This is a genomic window from Devosia sp. Root685, from assembly GCF_001427875.1.
Taxonomy (GTDB): Bacteria; Pseudomonadota; Alphaproteobacteria; order Rhizobiales; family Devosiaceae; genus Devosia.
In genome coordinates this window covers 1,138,208-1,156,184 of sequence record NZ_LMHK01000001.1, presented here as the reverse complement: position 1 = coordinate 1,156,184, position 17,977 = coordinate 1,138,208, and the positions used below count along the sequence as shown (strand labels likewise).

Genomic DNA, 17,977 nt, shown 5'->3' with positions numbered 1-17,977 from the left:
AGCGACGCCCATCAAACTGCTGCTTGCATATCCCTTAATGCCCGTTAAACTATTGATGGGCATCCACTGGGAAGCACTACTGCTTCGGCTCAAGGGGACGTCCCAGCGGTCGGAGCTGTGCATCTTGCCTTGCTCGCTCCGGCCCGCTTCGCGAAGGTTGGATGTAGCGGCGCAATGAGTAAAACAGCTGTAGACCACACCGAGACCGGCGTAACGCTCTGGACGCGTTTTGCCTCCTTTCTCGTCGAGAAAATCGGCTTTGCCCTGGTCGGGCACCCCAGATTCGGAGCCGTAACCGTCATCCTGCCCAATGGCCGCACGCGGACCATCGGCAATACCAAGACGGGCGAACACGCGGTCCTGCGGATCAATAATTTCAACGTCATCACCGAGGCCATGCGCCGCGGCACGGTTGGCTTTGCCGCCGCCTATATGAATGGCGATATCGAGGTCGATGACCTCACCGCGCTGTTCCGCTTCTTCCTGCAAAACCGCGACATGTTCGAGAGCGCCGGCAAAGGCTTCTTCCGCCGCGCCGCGACGGACCTGCACTACCACATGTCGCGCCGCAACACGCTCGAAGGCTCCAAGAAAAACATCGCCGAGCACTACGACCTCGGCAATGATTTCTACGGCCAGTGGCTCGACCCCTCGATGACCTATTCATCGGCGCTTTTCACCTCCGGCGATCAAAGCCTCGAACAGGCGCAGGTGGCAAAATATCGCCGCGTTGCCGATATGGCCGGCGTCACGCCCGGCTCCTCCGTGCTCGAAATCGGCTGCGGCTGGGGCGGCTTTGCCGAAACCGTGGCGCGCGATTATCAAGCCAATCTCCGCGGCATCACCCTCTCCGCCGAGCAGCTCAAATACGGCCAGGAGCGTCTGGCCCGCCAAGGCCTCGACACCTTCGCAACGCTCGTTTTCGAAGACTATCGCCACACCGAGGGCCAGTTCGACCACATCGGCTCCATCGAAATGATCGAGGCCGTGGGCGAAGACAACTGGCCGAGCTACTTCCAGGCCGTGCACGATCGCCTGAAGCCCGGCGGCACCGCCGCCATTCAGGCCATCACCATCAACGAAGCGGATTTCGACGGTTATCGCAGCGGCCCCGATTTTATCCAGCGCTACATTTTCCCCGGCGGCATGTTGCTGACCAAGACCGTGATGCGCGAATTCGGCGAAAAATACGGCCTCGTCCTCGAAAACGTCGAAACCTTCCGCCTGTCCTACGCCAAGACGCTAAAACTCTGGCGCGAGCGCTTCCTCGAACGCTGGCCGGTCATCGCTCCGCTCGGTTACGATGAAACCTTCAAGCGCAAATGGGTCTATTATCTGAGCTATTGCGAAGCCGGCTTTACCGAAGGCTCCATCGACGTCGGCATTTACCAATACCGCAAGCCGGCCTGACCGTCGAAAAGCGGTCGCCTGAACACTAAAAAGCCCCGGAGGCTTTCACCTTCGGGGCCGTTTATCGGTTGTCGATATTTTCAATCGCTTTCCGATAGAGACACAACGCACCGCTCCTGCATCGGTTCCAATACACCCGCTTTTTTTCACGCGCCTGATTTCGGGCAGCTAGCCGGCTTCCTCCATCCAGCGCCGCGTGGCGTCCGCCATCGTCCGCAAATGGTCTGCCGCCGAAAACCCCGAAACCGTCTTGCGCGGTTTCAGATCATGATCCCCGTCCTCAAGCCACAAAAGCGCGATCGCCGGTGACAGCGCATAACCCGAAACCTCCTCGCGCGTGCCAAATTCGTCCCGCGTTCCCTGACAGATCAGGGCAGGGGCCTTCAGCCCCTCAAGATGCGCGGTGCGCAATTGCTCGGGCTTGCCCGGCGGATGAAACGGATAGCCGAGGCAAACCAGTCCGGCGATCCTTCCCGCCGCGAACAATTCGTCGGCCACCATGCTGGCCACCCGCCCACCCATGGATTTGCCGCCAATGAACAGCGGCCCGTCGGTCGGCCCCAGATCGTCCACGGCCGCAACAAATTCCGGCATCACCTTCTCGGCTTTCGGCGGCGGCTTGCGCCCATCCCCCGTCCGCCGTGCGGTCATATAGCCAAACTCAAACCGCGCCACCCGGATCCCCTGATCGGCCAGCGCCTTCGCCGCCGCCGTCATCGAAGCCGAATCCATCGGCGCCCCGGCCCCGTGCGCCAACAACAAGGTGAAGCGCGCGTCCTCGGGACCATCGAAAAGGAAATTGGTTGTCATCCGAGCACTCAACCATCCCCGCTCCCGATTGTCACCCCGGCGAAGGCCGGGGCCCATCCTGAGATGATAGGGCACTTATGTCCTTTTCTGTCCGCTCCTCGTCGCGCCCATGCCTCGAAAACCTCGACGCAGAGCCTAAGATCGCGTCATATCCCGCATATTGGAGTGTCCAAAAATGACCGACACCGCTCTTCTCGTCATCGATGCCCAGGAAAGCTTTCGCCAGCGCGCCAATTGGCACGAGGTCGACAGCCCCACCTACCTCAGGAACCAGCAGGCTCTTATAGACGGCGCCCGGGCAGCAGGCTGGAAAATCGTCCGTGTCCTCCATGGCGAGCCCGAGGGCATCTTTTCCCTCGCCTCCGGCTTCGTCACGCCGATCAGCGATCTCACCCTCGAAAACCCCGACCTCGAATTCATCAAGCAGCGCCATTCCGCCTTCGTCGGCTCGCCGCTCGAAGTTTTCCTCGTCGAAAACGGCATCCGCCGCCTCGTCATTTCCGGCATCCGCACCGAGCAATGCTGCGAAACCACCACGCGCCACGGCTCCGACCTCGGCTGGCAGGTCGATTATGTCACCGAAGCCACCCACACCATGCCGCTGACCGACGCCACCGGCAAAACCTGGTCCGTTGAAGAGCTGAAGGTCCGCACCGCCGCCGTGCTCGACGGCCGCTTCGCCAGGGTCTGCACCATCGCCGAAGCGCTCGCCGGCGCCCCCAAAGCCGCCGCCGCATGACACCCGTTCCGCGCCGCATCCCGACCTATGTCGTCCTGCCGGCGCGGACGCTGCTGCTCGACGTCGCCGGCCCGCTTGAAGCCCTGCGCTACGCCAATCGCCTGCAAAAACAGGTGCAGTTCGACGTGCGCTATATCGGCGCCCTCCCGGAGGTCACCACCTCCATCGGCCTCCGCGTTTCCGGCATCGAGCCGCTGCCCGAAACGATAGAGCAGGGCGCCATGATCATCCTCTCCGGCCACACCGAAGAGCCGATGCATGCCGGCCACCCTACGGACCCGCTCGATGCCGGCTCCGAAGAAGCCGTCGCCTGGCTCCGCCGCGTCGTCGAGCCCGAAACCCTCTTGGTCTCCATCTGCTCCGGGGCGCTTCTTGCGGCAAAAGCCGGTCTGCTCGATGGCGTCAACTGCACCACCCATTTCTCCGATTGCGGCGAACTGGCCGCTGTAGCCCCATCAGCGAAAGTGCTGGAAAACCGCCTCTATGTCGAAGATGGCAACCGTTATACCAGCGCCGGGATCACCGCCGGCATCGATTTGATGCTGCACATCATCGGCCGCCTCACCAATCCCGCGACCTCCGCCGCCGTCGCCCGCCAGCTCGTTGTCTATCTCCGCCGCGCCGGCACCGATCCGCAGCTATCGCCCTGGCTCGAAGGTCGAAACCACATTCACCCCGCCATCCATCGCGTGCAGGATGCAATCACCGCCGATCCAACCCGCGATTGGTCGCTCGAAATCCTCGCGCCCATCGCCATTGCCAGCCCGCGCCACCTCAGTCGCCTGTTCAACGACCACACCGGCATGAGCATCCCCGATTATCTCAACAAGCTCCGCCTTGCCCTGGCCCAGCAATTGCTGACCGAAACCCGCCTCGATATCGAGCGCGTCGCCGAGCGCGCCGGCTTCAATTCCAGCCGCCAGCTCCGCCGCGCCTGGAGCCGCATCAGCCAAACCCCGCCCAGCGCCGCCCGCCGCTTCTAGATTTTTTCGCAATTTGGTTGAAACGGGCTACCCCAAGTAGCCCTTATGGTGAGGTGCGGAACGGAGTGAAGCCTCGAACCACGAGGGCGTGCCCCGATGTTTCAGCACCTCCCACAAAAAGCTTCAGCGCTGATCGATCAACTTCTTGAACAGCGCCTTCTTCGCAACCCCGCTGGTCGCGTGGCCCTTGGTCTTGCTAAGGTTGATCACCAGCAACACGTCTCCGTCCTGCATCTCGACCGCCGCCGTAATCTCGTCTTTCAGACCAACCGAATTCCGCGTCGAGTTGACGAGATAAAACGACGACGTTTCCGACCAGACGTCCCCGTCGGCGGCGTTCTCGATCGCTTTGGTCAACGCGGCATAGCGATCATTATAGTCGCTTCCGTCTTCGAGCATGAAGCTCACGGCAAAAAGTGCCAAAGCGCCCTCCTAAATGAAAATCGACCCTATCACGACCAGACGGTATAGTCCTCGCCGGCAAAGCCCTTCTCCCAGGCTTCATCCCAATTGGCCTCGTCTTCATTCTTCTTGCCGCGATGCGGATTGGTATTCTTGTCCTTCTCCGATGCGCCAGCGGTCCAGCCAGCAAGGCGCACCTGTTCATCGTGACGTTTGTCGTTCGACATATGTGGCTCCTGTTTGGCCTTGCCCTAGCACAAAACAGCGACGGCGCAATGTGGGAGCTGACCTCGGGCACACCTGACTACAGGCAGCAGTTCATCGATCCTCACGAGCGCTTCCACCTGTCGCAACCGCTGTCGAAGACCTGAAGGCTGTCGGTATTGCTGAAGCGGCGCAAGATTGGCCGGCAGCCCGACGGAGGCAATGACCACTTTCCAATACGGACGCTGATTGGTCGAGCGGATGCAATGGGGTGGCAGGGGGCAGTCCGGTTATGGACGACAAAGCATTGATAGCCGACTGATATCGAAAAACCGGGCAGAATTGGACGATCGTGTCCGTCCACTGCAGTGTGGTTCCACGCTTACTGGGTAATGCTCCCAAAGCGATTCCATGACCACTTGGATTTCGGCTCAGCAATTTCGTCGAACATGTCGAGGAGATCGACCGAGTAATCGCTGTGCTCCAGAAATTGGCGCTTAGTGAATTCGTTCGTAAGTTGTGGCCTGCGCCCCCGAAAGAATAGTTTGTCCTTCGAGTAAATCTGAACAATTTCATTGATCTGATCGACCATCCAAGGTGCTGCTCGAAGAGACGCGCAGTTCCGGTCTTTTCGCATTACCCTCGGCGTGCAAACATAGATGCACAGGTTTGGCGTCAACGGTATTAGTGCGCGCCCACGCACTGACGGCAGGCTGCCGGACAACCAATCGAGATAGCCGTCTCCGCAGATGAAATTCTTCCAGTCGGAATGCAGCACAACGAAGAACCGATTTGTCAGGACCCCACTCTGGCAAGCCCCTTTGGCTAGCAAGTAGCTTTGACGCATATTCGCCTTTCCCACATCGTCGCTCATGGGCAGGCCAAAGTGGGATGGGAAAGAAGCATTCTTGAACCGGTTGGATGGGCTTCGGATCAAAAGCGAGTAAAGTAGAAGAAGGAGGTCGCGGCTGCGCTGATCGCTAATGTGGTGGATTTTGCAGAGATCGGCGAGCTTTCTGTCTTTTTTCAAACCCAGTCGCAGTAGTGCCATGAACTCTGAGAGAGTGTGACCGAGCGGACTTAATTGCCTAAGGTATGCGATAATGTCGTGGACTTGGTCGTCGATATCAAAATCGCTTTCGAAATTGGTCTCCCAGACACCTCCGCGAAGCATTGTATGGCCATGAATTTTATAGCCGATCTGACGATTCGCACTTTTCTTCTTGCCAACGCTTCCATCAGGGTCAATCCACGAAACATCGCCATTCCTGTCAGACCAATAGCTTTGAAGACCTACCGGCCACCAATGATGATTTTTAGATCGACTAGGTCCAGCCACTTCAATGTCCAACGCAAATAAAGCATTCGACAATGGCAGGTATCGGACTTCCGCTGCAATAGTCTCAAGAGTTGGCGGCGGTGCCTTGGATATAGCGAAAGGCAATGGTGTGGGCGGTATGGCCTGTGACAGGCTTTTGGATGGCAACTACCGCCAGACCCAATGACCGCAACTGCGTCGCTAGCAACCAATCGACAACGCGCCTTCCGGTCGCTCGGACCATGCTGGCGTTTGCCAAACGGCGGCCATTCGGCTCAAACATCTCACCAACAGGCGATGATCGCATTCTCAATGATGGAAAATCTTAAAACTGGCTGGTACGCCCTAGGGGAATCGAACCCCTCTTTGGACCGTGAGAGGGTCCCGTCCTAACCGATAGACGAAGGGCGCCTAAGCTTTGTTGAGCGCCTGAGCCAACCCGCTTTCCCGACAATAAGTGGGAGAAGCGTGGTACGCCCTAGGGGAATCGAACCCCTCTCTGCACCGTGAAAGGGTGCCGTCCTAACCGATAGACGAAGGGCGCGCTCAACGCTGGGTGTCGTATAGAGGGAGCTTTTCGCATGCGCAACCCCCTCGTTGGAGTTTTCGCACTTTTTTCAAAAAGCCGAAAGTTATCAACAGCCTGAGAACGTGACGGGACGATTGTAGCCGCGCGGACGGTCGCGAACATCGACGTGAATGAAGTTGCGGCCGGGGTAGCAGCCGAGCCCGCCGACGGCTGACGTGCGCATTGCGAACTGGATCAGCCGGCTCTTGTCGACCCCCGGAATGTAGAAATCCGCGGCCATGCATTTGGTGTGGTAGGAGTTGTCGGCGCCCCCGGCAGCGGAGTTGTGATAGTTGTCGCGATAGCCCGACTGCATCACCACCTTCTTGCCGAAATGTCCCTCGAATTCCCAGATCAGCAAGCGCAGTTTTGGCGACAGGCAGAACGCATTGACCGTGCTGGAGGAGACATAGGTCCCCCAATCGGCCTTGAGGCCGGAATAGCCGGCGCCGCTACCATTGGCGAACATGGCCATGGGCACGCAGGCCGCCAGTGCGGTGACGACGGTGCCGATAGCAAGGATTGAGCGAAGAAAATGGGGCATGGCAACTTTCCCGATTTGCCCTCTGTGGCAGAAGTGCCACACACAATGGGCCGAACGGTTCAGTCGCTAAAATTAGAAGGGTTTCGCTAACCGCAAGCTAAGCAGCACGGTTAGCGATTCGTTATTGCTGCAGAGGGGAGGGGATGCTGCACTTCCACCTCAACTGCCGTGGCACCTCAAAAACACGGCGTCATTCCCGCGAAAGCGGGAATCTCTGTTTTGACGCGCGGAGAGATTCCCGCTTTCGCGGGAATGACGCCGTGGGTTAGGAGCAGCCCCCAAAATCTACCAGCTGCCCGTATTGCCCATCGAAGCCCAAGGTTCCTGCGGGGGCAGGGTGCCATCTTGAATCAATTCAACCGAAATCCCGTCGGGCGAGCGCACAAAGGCCATGTGCCCGTCGCGCGGCGGCCGGTTGATGACGACGCCCATGTCCTGCAGATGCTGGCACAGCGCGTAAATATCCTTCACGCGATAGGCGAGATGGCCGAAATTCCGGCCGCCCGTATAGGTTTCGGGGTCCCAGTTATAGGTCAGCTCCACTTCGCCGCCCTCGTCGCCCGGCGCGCGCAGAAAGATCAGGGTAAAGCGGCCCTTCTCATTTTCGGTGCGGCGCACTTCCTCGAGGCCGAGGCCGTCACGGTAGAATTTGAGGCTCGCCTCGACATCGGTGACGCGCACCATCGTGTGCAGATATTTCATTTTTTGCCTCCGTTCGCACGTTTCCGAAGTGGCCTAACAAGCCCGGAGGCTGGCCGCAACGATAACCGGGCCCGCCTCATACAACTATTTCTCAACACCTTCTTAACTTTTGAGACTGAATCGGACAGAGTGCGTTTGTATTGTCGAGTACCCGTGGTCACGGGAGTTGCAAAAGGGCGTTGCGGCATGGGGGCCAATATTAACGGCGATAGTGGAAATCCCACGAATCCGTCTCACGACACCGAAGACGGTGAGCGCGAAAACCTGTCCGCGCGACAGGACGGAGCCGCTGTTGACACCATCGAGGTCACCGGCTCGATCAAATGGTTCGATGCCGGCAAGGGTTTCGGTTTCATCGTGCCGGACAATGGCATGGCCGATATCCTCCTGCACGTCACCTGCCTCCGCCGCGACGGCTATCAGACCGCCTATGAAGGCGCGCGTATCGTCGTCGAAGCGCTCAATCGCCCCGGTGGCCTACAAGCCTTCCGCATCGTCTCCATGGACGAATCGACCGCCCGCCATCCGGCACAAATGCCTGCTCCCCGCACCCATGTCGTGGTCGAGCCCAGTTCGGGCATGGTCCGGCTCGAGGTGAAGTGGTTCAATCGGATTCGCGGCTTCGGCTTCCTCTCCGCCGGCGAGGGCACGCCCGATATTTTCGTGCATATGGAAACGCTGCGCCGTTTCGGCATCACCGAGCTGCGCCCCGGCCAATTTGTGCTCGTGCGCTACGGCAATGGTCCGAAGGGCCTTATGGTCGCCGAAATTCGGCCCGACGGTTGGGGTGATGCACCGTCTTCGCATTAAGCGGTGCTCGGTGGTAACAGTCTGCTAACAGGGGCATACCCAATGTTGCACCAATTCCGGGCACTTGCTGTCGCGGCAACCATGATTGCCGTGAGCCTGCCGCTCGCCGCCTGCAGCGACGAATCCAAGCTGACCATCCACAGCGCCACCGGCGATCACACCTTCAATATCGAGCTCGTCGATACCCCGGAAAGCCGGGCCCAGGGCCTGATGTACCGCCAGGAACTGGCCCCCGACGCCGGCATGCTGTTCGATTTCCTGGGCGACCGCGACGTCTCGTTCTGGATGCGCAACACCTTCATACCGCTCGATATGGTGTTCATCACCGGCAAAGGGGTCGTGAAGAATATCCACGTCAATGCAAGGCCCCACGACCCGACCGGCATCCCCTCCGATGGCCCCGTGCAGTTCGTGCTGGAAATTCCCGGTGGCCGCAGCGTCGAACTCGGCATCGAGGCGGGCGACACCGTCACCCACCCCCGCATCAAGAAACCAAAATAACGCGCCGTCAGAGCCGGTGAATGACCATACAGTCAAGCACCGCCCAAAGGTGCAGGCTCGCGCCCGCCACCACAAAGACATGCCATAAAGCATTCTGAAACTTGAGCTTTTCCCACAGGTGGAAAATAATCCCGGCCGAATAGGTCACGCCACCCGCAAGCAGCAGCCACAGCGTCGAACCCGGCAATTCCTGCGCCAGCGCCTGAAACACGACAATGCCGCTCCAGCCGATGGCGAGGTAGAGCGCAATCGCCAGCCGCCCAAAGCGCTGCGGCACGATCAGTTTCAGCGCCACCCCGATCAGCGACGCGCCCCAGACGAGGCTCATCATGATTGAGCCCGCCTGCGTGCCGCCGATTACGGCGAGGAATGGCGTATAAGTCCCTGCGATAAAAAGGAAAATAGCTGCCTGGTCAAACCGCGCCAGGTGCCGCTTGATGGGCGAAACCGGCCACATATTGTAAGCGAGCGATATGCCCAACACCGCCACCAGCGTCGCGACATAAACGATCAGGGCGGGAAAAGCCTCGGGCGCCGTGTGCATGCCGGTCAGCGCCAGCAGCACCGACCCCGCGGCAATGGCGACAATGAGCCCCAGAATATGCACCGCGGCATCGACAATAAGTTCGGCCGTCGTGAAAGGGCGCTGCTCCCGGCTCCACCAGGAATAGGATTTCGGACCCGTTGCGTAACTCATGACAACTCCTCCTTGGCGGCCAGACTGCGGCGAAGGACGTGACCAATCTATTGCCGATAAGAGGCATTCCGATGTCATCCTCAACGGGACAACAACGTTTCTGGTGAAGAAAGGGTGCGCTCGCTTGACCTGTAACGCCTCTGTTACGTAGGCGTCATGTCATGAGCAGAAAGTCCAAACCCCCGATTGCCCTCTATTCGGCCCTCGCCGACACCACCAGGTGCCGGATTCTGGAGATCCTGAAGGTGGCCCCCACCCCGGTCCACGTCCTGACGGAAGCCTTCTCCATCAGCCGCCCCGCCATCTCGCGGCATTTGCGCGTGCTCAAATCCGCTGGCCTCGTTGCCGAAGTGAAAAAGGGCCGCGAAAACGTCTACGCCTTCCGTCCCGCCAGGCTCGATGCCGCCCGAACCTGGCTCGAAGCCATCCGCTCGGCCGACGCCAGTGCCGAAGAGGTCGTCGAGGAAGCGCCAGTAGCAGTCGTTGCGTCCTTGCCCGCCCCAGCCGATGCAGTTCTCCCCGCCGCGCCAGCGGCCCCCAAGCGCCCTCGCACCCCCAAGCAAAAGCCCACCGTCAGCGCCGATAAGCCCGTCCAGGACTCCGCGCCAATCCCACAGACGCCCTCAACAAGCCAAATGGGTTTCGATTTCTAGTGCTCTTAATTCCAAGTAGTCCTCATGGTGAGGTGCGAAGCGCAGCGTAGCCTCGAACCACGAGGGCGTGCCCGGATGTTCAGGCCGACACAACCGGATAGGGCGCGCGCACGCGTGCCTCTTCATGTTCCCCGAAAATATCCGCCGTCACCCGCTCCAGCTCATTTGCCGACCAGGCGATTTGCAGGTTCGGGCAATCCCCATCGACGGCCCTCAGAGCCGCGCGCGGGCCGAGGGCAACGGGCACGATGGGTCGCGCAAGGCTCGCCGCAGCGGCCATGGCCGCGTCGATATCCTTGCGCTGGTCGCCAATATACCAGATGACGTCGCGCGCCCGCACATCGCGCCTGAGCCCACCGAGGGCTGCCAGAATCGAATCCGGCCAGGGCTTGCCGCGGCCGACATCCTCGCGAAACACGCAGGCGGAAAAATACTTCTTGAGATCGAACGCTTCCAGCACATCGTGGCCATAGCCGCGACCGAGCCCGTTACTGACCACCGCCAGAATCACGCCATTGGCGCGCAGCCGTTCCAGCACGGAGCGCAGCGTCTCGCAGGGCAGCAGCATTTCCTCGACCGATTTGCGGCGCACGCGGTGAATGGCGCGGTGCACTAGCAGCTTCGGTGTCTTGTGCGGCGCGGCCACACATTGCCGGCGCATCAGCCGGAAACGGGCCACAAGTCGCGCCGCCCGGTGCGAGCAATCGTCAAGAAATTCCAGCGTCTGCAGGACGCGCGGATTGACGTGATGAACCAGTGTTCCATCGAGATCGAACAGTACGATGGTCGGTGCCGTCAGATTTGGATCCAGCGTTGCATCCCCCGAAGTGTCCCCAAATTTGCCGTATTTTAACCAAGCGCACAACCCCGACAGCCATTTAGGTGGTCAATTGCCTGTGCTCAACGGCCCCGGCAAGGCGAAACCCTCCCGCATTTGCGGGAGGTTTCCCTGCCCAATGAGGCTTTGATTTCGGGCTGAACGGCAAAGGCGCGCGACGCTTTTCAGTGGCTGATCATCCAGGGTCGGGCGCTGGGGAAACTCTTCGAACCGTCCGGGCGCACCAGCGTCGAGCGGCCCTTTTTGCCGCCGCTGCAACAGGAACATCCCGGCCCATGTGCCGATCCCCCGCGCTTGGGTTCGTGCCGGGTCTTTTCATTGGTGGCGTGCGCGGTGCGTTTGGCCGGGTCCATGCCGGCGATGAACGGCACGCTGAAGAAAGCCCGCTGAGCGGGCTCTCCACAGTCGGGGCAGGCGCAGGGCTCCGCCGCCATGGCCATCGGACGCATTGCGGTAAATGGACCGCAATCGGCGCATTGATAATCGTAGATCGCCATGGCGTGACCTTTCAGAGATCGAGGGCAAGAGGCATGTCGATGGACCCATCGAGGTGCTTCTTTGGTCCATCGGACCCCGGCATGATGTCGAATTCGAAGATATCCGTCGGCAGCCAGAGCGTGGCGCAGGCATTGGGAATGTCGACGACGCCCGAGACATGGCCCTGCACCGGCGCCGTGCCCAGGATCGAATAGGCCTGGGCGCCCGAATAGCCGAATTTCTTCAGGTATTCGATGGCGTTGAGGCAAGCCTGGCGATAGGCGGTCGTCACGTCGAGATAGTGCTGGGTGCCGCTTTCATCGACGGAAATGCCTTCGAAGATGAGGTAATCGTCATATTTCGGCGCGATCGGAGAGGGCCGGAAGATCGGGTTCTTGATGCCATATTTGGCCATGCCGTCCTTGATCAGGCTGACCTTGATGTGCAGCCAGCCCGCCATTTCGATGGCGCCGCAGAAGGTGATCTCGCCATCGCCCTGGCTGAAATGGAGATCGCCCATCGAGAGACCGGCGCCATCGATATAGACCGGAAAATACACCTTCGAGCCGCGCGAGAGATCCTTGATATCGCAATTGCCGCCATGTTCGCGCGGCGGCACGGTGCGGGCCCCGCTGGCCGCCGCCGCCTCGCGGGCGTCGCCCTTGAGCGCCCCCATATGGGCGGCATAGGTGTCGGGCAGGGCGGCCAGGGCGGGCACGCGTTCCGGATCGGTGTCGAAAAGCTTCTTTTCGCGCGTATTCCACATGTCGAGCATCTTGTGGTCGGGCAGGCAGCCGATCAGCCCGGGGTGAATGAGGCCGGCATATTTCACGCCCGGCACATGCCGTGACTGGGTGAACATGCCCTTGAAATCCCAGATGGATTTCTGCGCGGAGGGGAAATGCTTGTCGAGAAAGCCGCCGCCATTATTGACCGAGAAAAAGCCGTTAAAACCCCAGAGCGAATTTTCGAAGGCGCCGATATCGAGGATATCGACAACCAGCAGATCGCCCGGCTGCGCCCCCTTCACCCCGATCGGGCCGGACAGGAAATGCACCTGCTTGAGATCGACGTCGCGCACGTCGGCGGCGTCGTCGTCATTCTTGATCTGCCCGCCGGTCCAGTCATAGGTCTCGACCTTGAAGTCGTCGCCCGGCTCGACCCAGCAGGCCATGGGAATGTCCGGATGCCAGCGGTTGTGGATCTTTTCATTGGTATAGGGGCTCTCGTTGAGATCGACCTTGATCAGCGTGTCGGTCATGGCTTTTTGTCCTCATTGGGGTTTGGAAACGAAGGCCCTTCCAGCAAAAATGATCGCGGTTTGCGGTGCGGAAGAGCGACAAGAGAAAAATCAGACGGAGAGGAAGGACGAGACTTTCGCCCCGTCGATGCCCGCGCGCGGGCTTTCGTGCACGAATTCGCCGTTCTCGATGACCAGCACGCGGTCGGCGATATCGAGGGCAAAACTCAGCACCTGTTCGGAAACGACGATGGAGAGGCCCTTCTCGTCGCGAATGCGGCGCAGCGTGCGCGCCATTTCCTTGATGATCGAGGGCTGAATGCCCTCGGTCGGCTCATCGAGCAGCAGCACTTTGGGGCGCGACGCAAGCGCCCGGGCAATGGCGAGCTGCTGTTGCTGGCCACCGGAAAGGTTGCCGCCGCGGCGTCCCTTCATTTCGAGCAGCACGGGAAAGAGATCGTAGAGATCGGCGGGCACCTGGCTTTCCCCGGTGACCGTAAGGCCGGTCTCGATGTTTTCCTTGACCGTCATGGTCGAAAAGATCATCCGGCCCTGCGGCACATAGGAGAGGCCCGATTTCACCCGGCTGAAGCTTTCGGCGTGCTCCACCTCGGTGCCGTCCACGCGAATAGTGCCGCTGCGGGAGGGAACGATACCCATGAGCGATTTCATCAAGGTCGTCTTGCCCATGCCGTTGCGGCCCATGATGGCGACGATTTCGCCGGGCGCCACCTCGAGCGACACCCCATGGATAACTTCGCTCTGGCCGTAGGAAACGCGCAGATTGTCGATTGCGAGCATGCTTGCCTCCTAGTGTCCGAGATAGACTTCGACGACCTTGGGGTCGTGCTGGACATGGTCCATCGAGCCTTCGGACAAGACCTTGCCCTGGTGGAGGACGGTGACCCGGTGGGCGATGTCCTCGACGAATTTCATGTCGTGCTCGATGACGATCACCGAATGCTGCTTGATGATGGTGTTGAGCAGTTCCGCGGTCTTGACGCGCTCGGCGACGCTCATCCCCGCCACAGGCTCGTCCAGCATCAACAGGTCCGGCTTCTGGATCAGCAGCATGCCGATCTCGAGCCATTGCTTCTGGCCGTGGCTGAGAATGGCCGCCTCGGTGTCGAGATGATCTTTGAGAAAGATCATCTCGGCGATTTCTTCGACCCGGTCGATGACCTCCCGGTCGCGCCGAAAGGCGAGGGAGCCCCACACAGTCTTGCCACGCGGAAACGAGAGTTCGAGGTTTTCGAAGACCGTCAGGTCCTCGTAGATCGACGGGTTCTGGAATTTGCGGCCCACCCCGGCATGGACGATCTGGTGCTCCTTCATCGTCGTCAATTCCTTGCCGCGAAAGCGGATGGAGCCCGATGTGGCCCTGGTGCGGCCGCAGATGAGGTCGAGCACCGTGGTCTTGCCCGCGCCATTGGGGCCGATGATCACGCGGATTTCGTTTTCATCGACATAGAAGGAGAGGTCGTTGACCGCCTTGAAGCCGTCGAAAGAGACCGTGAGCCCTTCCACTGCGAGGAGGAAATCCTTGGGTGCCGTTTCGGTATCGAAGGTCATGGAGGGCTCCTATTCCGCTGGGGCTTTGGTGGGGGCGCTGACGATGGCAGGCGGGCGCAGGCGTTTCATCAAGCGCGGCAGCAAGGGCTCCACATGGCTCTTCCAGATGCCGGCAAGGCCATTGGGGAATGCCATGACCACGGCGATGAACAGGCCGCCCATGGCAAAGAGCCAGAGTTCGGGAAAGCTCTCGGAAAAGGTGGTCTTGGCGTAGTTGACCAGCAGCGCGCCATAGACGGCGCCGAAGATCGACAGGCGCCCGCCGACGGCGCAGAAAATCACCATTTCGATCGAGGGCACGATGCCCACGAACGAGGGCGACATGAACCCCACCTGCAGCGCGAACATGGCGCCGCCGATGGCCGAGAAGGCCGCGGCGAGGCAGAAAACGAAGATCTTGAAATTGGCGACGTCGTAACCGGAAAAGCGCACGCGGTCTTCCTTGTCGCGCATGGCGATGAGGAGGCGTCCGAATTTGGAACTCTTGACGAAGAGCGCGATGAGGATGACGCCGAGCAGCAGCACCGCATTGACGAAATAAAGGATCAGCTTGGCGCTGTCGGTGCGGATATCCCAGCCGAGCAGCGTGCGCAGGTCCGTCATGCCGTTGATGCCGCCGGTATAGCCCTGCTGCCCGACGATCAGGATGGTCAGGATGGCGGCCACGGCCTGGGTGATGATGGCGAAGTAGACCCCGCCCACCCGCCGTTTGAACATCGCCGCGCCGATCACATAGGCAAAGGCCGTCGGCACGAGCAAAATGGCGATCAGCGCCAGCGGAAACGAGTTGAACGGCACCCACCACCAGGGCAGCTCGGTCACCTGGTTCCAGTCCATGAAGTCGGGAATGCCCGGCGTCGACTGGATCGCGGTGTTTTCCGGCGAGGAAGCCTCAAGCTTGAGGAACATCGCCATGCAGTAGCCGCCGAGGCCGAAAAAGATGCCCTGGCCGAGGCTCAGAATGCCGCCAAAGCCCCAGCAGAGCACGAGGCCCACGGCGACGAAGGCATAGGTGAGATATTTGCCGACGAGATTGAGGCGGAAGATATCGAGCGCCACGGGAAAAACGACGAGGATGAGGGCCGCCAGCACGATGAAGGCGATTGCATCCTTGCCGAAGAAGGTCCGGGGTGCAGCGGAGGTGGTGGAAGACATGGAACTGCCTCCTTTCAGCGGCGGATTTTGAGGGTGAACAGGCCCTGTGGCCGCAGCATCAGAATGCCGACCACGGTGAGCAGGGTGAGGACCTTGGCCATGGACCCGGAGAGGAAGAATTCCATGGTCGATTGCGCCTGGCTGATGGCGAAGGCCGAGGCGATGGTGCCGATAAGACTGCCGGCGCCGCCGAAGACGACGACGAGGAAGGTATCTACGATATAGAGCTGGCCGGCCGTGGGACCGGTCGAGCCGATCATGGTGAAAGCGGAGCCGGCTACCCCGGCGATGCCGCAACCAAGGCCGAACGTCATGCGATCGACCATCTTGGTATTGATGCCCACGGCCCCGGCCATGATGCGGTTCTGCGTTACGGCGCGTACCTGTTTGCCCCAGCGCGATTTGTACATCAGCAGCGCGACCGCAATGGCGATGAGCGTCGTCAGTGCCATGACGAAGAGGCCATTGATCGGCACTTCGATGATATCGGTGAGCGGCAGCGAACCCATCATCCAGTCGGGCAGGGTGACGCCCACTTCACGGGCGCCGAAGACCGAGCGATAGGTCTGCTGCAGGATCAGGCTGAGGCCCCAGGTGGCAAGCAGCGTATCGAGCGGCCTTTTGTAGAGATGCCGGATCATCGCCCATTCGACGAACACCCCGAGGGTGAAACTGGCGCAGAAGGCCAGGGCCATGGCGACAAAGAAGTAGATGGGGAATAGCGCCGGCGCGAAATTGGTGACGAAGAGGCCGGTGCCCCAGGTCACATAGGCGCCCAGGATCATGAACTCGCCATGCGCCATGTTGATGACGCCCATCTGGCCGAAGATGATGGCGAGGCCCAGGGCCATGAGCACGAAAACGGAAAACAGGACCAGCCCGGCAAAGCCCTGCATCGCCAGGATCGAAAAGAACTGATCGTAGGTATAGTCACCGATCATCGGAGCCTCGCATCGGGATGAGTGATGGGGGCGGCTCCATAGGGGAGCCGCCGTTCAGTCGTGAGGCCGTCAGATTATTGGTAGCCTTCCGGGAACGGATCGGGCTCCATCAGGTCCGCGGTTTCGTAAACCACGTCATATTGGCCATCGAGGCGGGCATGCCCGATGCGCAGCTTGCTCCAGAGGTGATGGTTGTCGTGCACCTTGACGTAGCCTTCCGGCGCCGTGGCGAGTTCGATGCCGGGCGAGGCTTCGCGCACCTTGTCCACGTCGAAGCTGCCGGCCTTTTCGACCGCAGCCTTCCAGAGCCAAGGCCCGAGATAGGCTGCCTGGGTCACGTCGCCGATAACGATGCCGTCGCCCCAGCGCGCCTTGAAGGCGTCGACGAAGGCCTTGTTGTTGTCGTTCTCGATCGACTGGAAATACTTCATCGCGGCATAGGCGCCGACCATGTTTTCGCCGCCGATGCCGAGGATTTCGTCCTCGGTGACCGAGATCGTCAACAGCAGCGGGGCTTCCTTGGTCAGGTCGATACCGGCGGCCTTGAGCTGCTTGTAGAAGGCGACGTTGGAGCCGCCGACCACAATGGCGTAGATCACGTCGGGCTTGGTCAATTTGATCTTGTTGATGACCGAATTGAACTGGGTGTGTTCGAGCGGGTAATATTCCTCGCCGACAACCTTGAGGCCCTTCATCTCGATATGCTTGCGGGCAATCTTGTTGGAGGTGCGCGGCCAGATATAGTCCGAGCCAAGCAGGTAGAAGCTCTTGGCGCCCTTGGTATCGACCACCCAGTCAATGCCGGCGAGAATCTGCTGGGTCGCTTCCTGGCCGGTATAGATAACGTTGGGGCTCTCCTCGAGACCTTCGTAAAAGGTCGGGTAGTAGAGCATGCCATTATATTGCTCGAAGACCGGCAGCACCGCCTTGCGGGAGGCCGAGGTCCAGCAGCCCATGACCGAGGCGACCTTGTCCTGAACGAGCAGCTTCTTGGCCTTTTCCGCAAAGGTCGGCCAGTCCGAGGCGCCGTCTTCCTGAATGTACTTGATCTGCCGGCCGAGCACGCCGCCGGCGGCGTTGATCTGCTCGATGGCGAGGATTTCTGCCTGCACCGAGCCCGTCTCGGAAATGGCCATCGTGCCGGTGACCGAGTGGAGAATGCCCACGGTCACGTCGGTATCGGTCACGGCAAGGCCGGTCGTATTGACGGCGGCCGTGGATGTGTCCTGCGCAAAGGCGCGGCTGCCGCCGAGCATGCCCAGCGCCGGGATGGTTGCCATGGCCGCAAGCAGCTTGCGGCGGTTGAGTGTGTAGGGGCCGTTGGCCGGTGCGTCAGTCATGTGGTGAGCCCTGTCCTTGGTTGCCTTGGCTGAGGCGCAGCAATTCGCCTGCAACTGATCAAGGATTGGGCAT

At 60.4% G+C, this 17,977-nt stretch carries 21 protein-coding genes and 2 tRNA genes; 6 read left to right on the top strand and 17 right to left on the bottom strand.

The window, feature by feature from the left end; translation table 11 throughout:
- Positions 1-174 precede the first annotated feature (174 nt).
- A complete protein-coding gene (locus tag ASD83_RS05570) occupies positions 175-1,410 on the top strand; it encodes an SAM-dependent methyltransferase (RefSeq protein WP_082560970.1) in 1,236 nt (411 codons plus the stop codon).
- 168 nt (positions 1,411-1,578) lie between these two features.
- On the opposite strand, the gene ASD83_RS05565 is transcribed toward ASD83_RS05570, so the two are convergent.
- A complete protein-coding gene (locus ASD83_RS05565; RefSeq protein WP_056308696.1) occupies positions 1,579-2,220 on the bottom strand; it encodes an alpha/beta family hydrolase in 642 nt (213 codons plus the stop codon).
- Positions 2,221-2,395: 175 nt separating this feature from the next.
- On the opposite strand from ASD83_RS05565, the gene ASD83_RS05560 reads away from it, so the two are divergent.
- Complete coding sequence (locus ASD83_RS05560) at positions 2,396-2,959, top strand: cysteine hydrolase family protein (protein WP_056308694.1); 564 nt, start codon at positions 2,396-2,398, stop codon at positions 2,957-2,959.
- Positions 2,956-3,942 carry a GlxA family transcriptional regulator gene (locus ASD83_RS05555; protein WP_056308691.1) on the top strand — a complete coding sequence of 329 codons (987 nt, stop codon included), beginning with the start codon at positions 2,956-2,958 and terminating at the stop codon, positions 3,940-3,942. Before ASD83_RS05560 ends, ASD83_RS05555 begins: the two co-directional genes overlap by 4 nt.
- 123 nt (positions 3,943-4,065) lie before the next feature.
- Here ASD83_RS05555 and ASD83_RS05550 read toward each other — a convergent pair whose 3' ends face one another.
- The 7 genes from ASD83_RS05550 to ASD83_RS05525 all read right to left on the bottom strand — a co-directional run bounded on the left by ASD83_RS05550 (position 4,066) and on the right by ASD83_RS05525 (position 7,680).
- Entirely contained in the window at positions 4,066-4,365 is a 300-nt protein-coding gene (locus ASD83_RS05550) for a hypothetical protein (protein WP_056308688.1), read from the bottom strand.
- A gap of 29 nt (positions 4,366-4,394) precedes the next feature.
- Positions 4,395-4,571 (bottom strand): hypothetical protein, encoded by a 177-nt coding sequence (locus tag ASD83_RS20890; protein ID WP_156385762.1) that lies wholly within the window; start codon positions 4,569-4,571, stop codon positions 4,395-4,397.
- Between the two features lie 359 nt (positions 4,572-4,930).
- Positions 4,931-5,920: a hypothetical protein gene (locus ASD83_RS05545; protein ID WP_210168344.1), complete on the bottom strand. Its 990-nt coding sequence runs from the start codon at positions 5,918-5,920 to the stop codon at positions 4,931-4,933.
- A 282-nt stretch (positions 5,921-6,202) separates the two neighbouring features.
- A tRNA-Glu gene (locus ASD83_RS05540) sits at positions 6,203-6,277 on the bottom strand.
- A 58-nt stretch (positions 6,278-6,335) separates the two neighbouring features.
- Positions 6,336-6,410: transfer RNA gene (locus tag ASD83_RS05535), tRNA-Glu, on the bottom strand.
- Between the two features lie 91 nt (positions 6,411-6,501).
- Positions 6,502-6,978: a YcbK family protein gene (locus ASD83_RS05530; RefSeq protein ID WP_056308683.1), complete on the bottom strand. Its 477-nt coding sequence runs from the start codon at positions 6,976-6,978 to the stop codon at positions 6,502-6,504.
- 285 nt (positions 6,979-7,263) lie between these two features.
- Positions 7,264-7,680, bottom strand: coding sequence for a VOC family protein (locus ASD83_RS05525; protein ID WP_056308681.1), 417 nt, complete (start codon positions 7,678-7,680; stop codon positions 7,264-7,266).
- Positions 7,681-7,866: 186 nt separating this feature from the next.
- On the opposite strand from ASD83_RS05525, the gene ASD83_RS05520 reads away from it, so the two are divergent.
- Together ASD83_RS05520 and ASD83_RS05515 are read left to right on the top strand one after the other, a co-directional pair.
- Positions 7,867-8,490, top strand: a complete 624-nt coding sequence (locus ASD83_RS05520) for a cold-shock protein (RefSeq protein WP_082560969.1) — start codon at positions 7,867-7,869, stop codon at positions 8,488-8,490.
- A 42-nt stretch (positions 8,491-8,532) separates the two neighbouring features.
- On the top strand, positions 8,533-8,991 hold the full coding sequence (locus tag ASD83_RS05515) for a DUF192 domain-containing protein (RefSeq protein WP_056308679.1): 459 nt from the start codon (positions 8,533-8,535) through the stop codon (positions 8,989-8,991).
- A 7-nt stretch (positions 8,992-8,998) separates the two neighbouring features.
- Here the strand turns inward: ASD83_RS05515 and trhA are convergent, their stop codons facing one another.
- A complete protein-coding gene (gene trhA / locus ASD83_RS05510) occupies positions 8,999-9,688 on the bottom strand; it encodes a PAQR family membrane homeostasis protein TrhA (RefSeq protein WP_056308678.1) in 690 nt (229 codons plus the stop codon).
- Between the two features lie 161 nt (positions 9,689-9,849).
- Here trhA and ASD83_RS05505 point away from each other — a divergent pair, with 161 nt between their 5' ends.
- Positions 9,850-10,341 (top strand): ArsR/SmtB family transcription factor, encoded by a 492-nt coding sequence (locus ASD83_RS05505; RefSeq protein ID WP_056308676.1) that lies wholly within the window; start codon positions 9,850-9,852, stop codon positions 10,339-10,341.
- 79 nt (positions 10,342-10,420) lie between these two features.
- Here ASD83_RS05505 and ASD83_RS05500 read toward each other — a convergent pair whose 3' ends face one another.
- From ASD83_RS05500 to urtA, 8 genes are all read right to left on the bottom strand, one after another.
- Entirely contained in the window at positions 10,421-11,206 is a 786-nt protein-coding gene (locus ASD83_RS05500; protein WP_056308673.1) for an HAD hydrolase-like protein, read from the bottom strand.
- A gap of 137 nt (positions 11,207-11,343) precedes the next feature.
- Positions 11,344-11,676: an FmdB family zinc ribbon protein gene (locus ASD83_RS05495; protein ID WP_056308671.1), complete on the bottom strand. Its 333-nt coding sequence runs from the start codon at positions 11,674-11,676 to the stop codon at positions 11,344-11,346.
- Positions 11,677-11,687: 11 nt separating this feature from the next.
- Complete coding sequence (fmdA, locus tag ASD83_RS05490) at positions 11,688-12,917, bottom strand: formamidase (protein ID WP_056308669.1); 1,230 nt, start codon at positions 12,915-12,917, stop codon at positions 11,688-11,690.
- A gap of 90 nt (positions 12,918-13,007) precedes the next feature.
- Positions 13,008-13,697: an urea ABC transporter ATP-binding subunit UrtE gene (urtE, locus tag ASD83_RS05485; RefSeq protein ID WP_056308667.1), complete on the bottom strand. Its 690-nt coding sequence runs from the start codon at positions 13,695-13,697 to the stop codon at positions 13,008-13,010.
- Positions 13,698-13,706: 9 nt separating this feature from the next.
- Positions 13,707-14,468, bottom strand: a complete 762-nt coding sequence (gene urtD / locus ASD83_RS05480) for an urea ABC transporter ATP-binding protein UrtD (RefSeq protein ID WP_056308665.1) — start codon at positions 14,466-14,468, stop codon at positions 13,707-13,709.
- A gap of 9 nt (positions 14,469-14,477) precedes the next feature.
- Positions 14,478-15,623 carry an urea ABC transporter permease subunit UrtC gene (gene urtC, locus ASD83_RS05475; RefSeq protein WP_056308664.1) on the bottom strand — a complete coding sequence of 382 codons (1,146 nt, stop codon included), beginning with the start codon at positions 15,621-15,623 and terminating at the stop codon, positions 14,478-14,480.
- A 14-nt stretch (positions 15,624-15,637) separates the two neighbouring features.
- Positions 15,638-16,564, bottom strand: coding sequence for an urea ABC transporter permease subunit UrtB (gene urtB / locus ASD83_RS05470; RefSeq protein WP_056308662.1), 927 nt, complete (start codon positions 16,562-16,564; stop codon positions 15,638-15,640).
- 74 nt (positions 16,565-16,638) lie between these two features.
- The gene (gene urtA, locus ASD83_RS05465) at positions 16,639-17,904 is read right to left on the bottom strand and encodes an urea ABC transporter substrate-binding protein (RefSeq protein WP_056308660.1); all 1,266 of its coding nucleotides are present in this window, start codon (positions 17,902-17,904) and stop codon (positions 16,639-16,641) included.
- Between the last annotated feature and the right edge of the window lie 73 nt (positions 17,905-17,977).

Bases quoted from the DNA above. Each gene is read 5' to 3' on its own strand.
- ASD83_RS05570 (WP_082560970.1), top strand. From the start codon at position 175: ATGAGTAAAACAGCTGTAGACCACACCGAGACCGGCGTAACGCTCTGG.
- ASD83_RS05565 (WP_056308696.1), bottom strand. From the start codon at position 2,220: ATGACAACCAATTTCCTTTTCGATGGTCCCGAGGACGCGCGCTTCACC.
- ASD83_RS05560 (WP_056308694.1), top strand. From the start codon at position 2,396: ATGACCGACACCGCTCTTCTCGTCATCGATGCCCAGGAAAGCTTTCGC.
- ASD83_RS05555 (WP_056308691.1), top strand. From the start codon at position 2,956: ATGACACCCGTTCCGCGCCGCATCCCGACCTATGTCGTCCTGCCGGCG.
- ASD83_RS20890 (WP_156385762.1), bottom strand. From the start codon at position 4,571: ATGTCGAACGACAAACGTCACGATGAACAGGTGCGCCTTGCTGGCTGG.
- ASD83_RS05530 (WP_056308683.1), bottom strand. From the start codon at position 6,978: ATGCCCCATTTTCTTCGCTCAATCCTTGCTATCGGCACCGTCGTCACC.
- ASD83_RS05525 (WP_056308681.1), bottom strand. From the start codon at position 7,680: ATGAAATATCTGCACACGATGGTGCGCGTCACCGATGTCGAGGCGAGC.
- ASD83_RS05520 (WP_082560969.1), top strand. From the start codon at position 7,867: ATGGGGGCCAATATTAACGGCGATAGTGGAAATCCCACGAATCCGTCT.
- ASD83_RS05515 (WP_056308679.1), top strand. From the start codon at position 8,533: ATGTTGCACCAATTCCGGGCACTTGCTGTCGCGGCAACCATGATTGCC.
- trhA (WP_056308678.1), bottom strand. From the start codon at position 9,688: ATGAGTTACGCAACGGGTCCGAAATCCTATTCCTGGTGGAGCCGGGAG.
- ASD83_RS05505 (WP_056308676.1), top strand. From the start codon at position 9,850: ATGAGCAGAAAGTCCAAACCCCCGATTGCCCTCTATTCGGCCCTCGCC.
- ASD83_RS05495 (WP_056308671.1), bottom strand. From the start codon at position 11,676: ATGGCGATCTACGATTATCAATGCGCCGATTGCGGTCCATTTACCGCA.
- fmdA (WP_056308669.1), bottom strand. From the start codon at position 12,917: ATGACCGACACGCTGATCAAGGTCGATCTCAACGAGAGCCCCTATACC.
- urtE (WP_056308667.1), bottom strand. From the start codon at position 13,697: ATGCTCGCAATCGACAATCTGCGCGTTTCCTACGGCCAGAGCGAAGTT.
- urtD (WP_056308665.1), bottom strand. From the start codon at position 14,468: ATGACCTTCGATACCGAAACGGCACCCAAGGATTTCCTCCTCGCAGTG.
- urtC (WP_056308664.1), bottom strand. From the start codon at position 15,623: ATGTCTTCCACCACCTCCGCTGCACCCCGGACCTTCTTCGGCAAGGAT.
- urtB (WP_056308662.1), bottom strand. From the start codon at position 16,564: ATGATCGGTGACTATACCTACGATCAGTTCTTTTCGATCCTGGCGATG.
- urtA (WP_056308660.1), bottom strand. From the start codon at position 17,904: ATGACTGACGCACCGGCCAACGGCCCCTACACACTCAACCGCCGCAAG.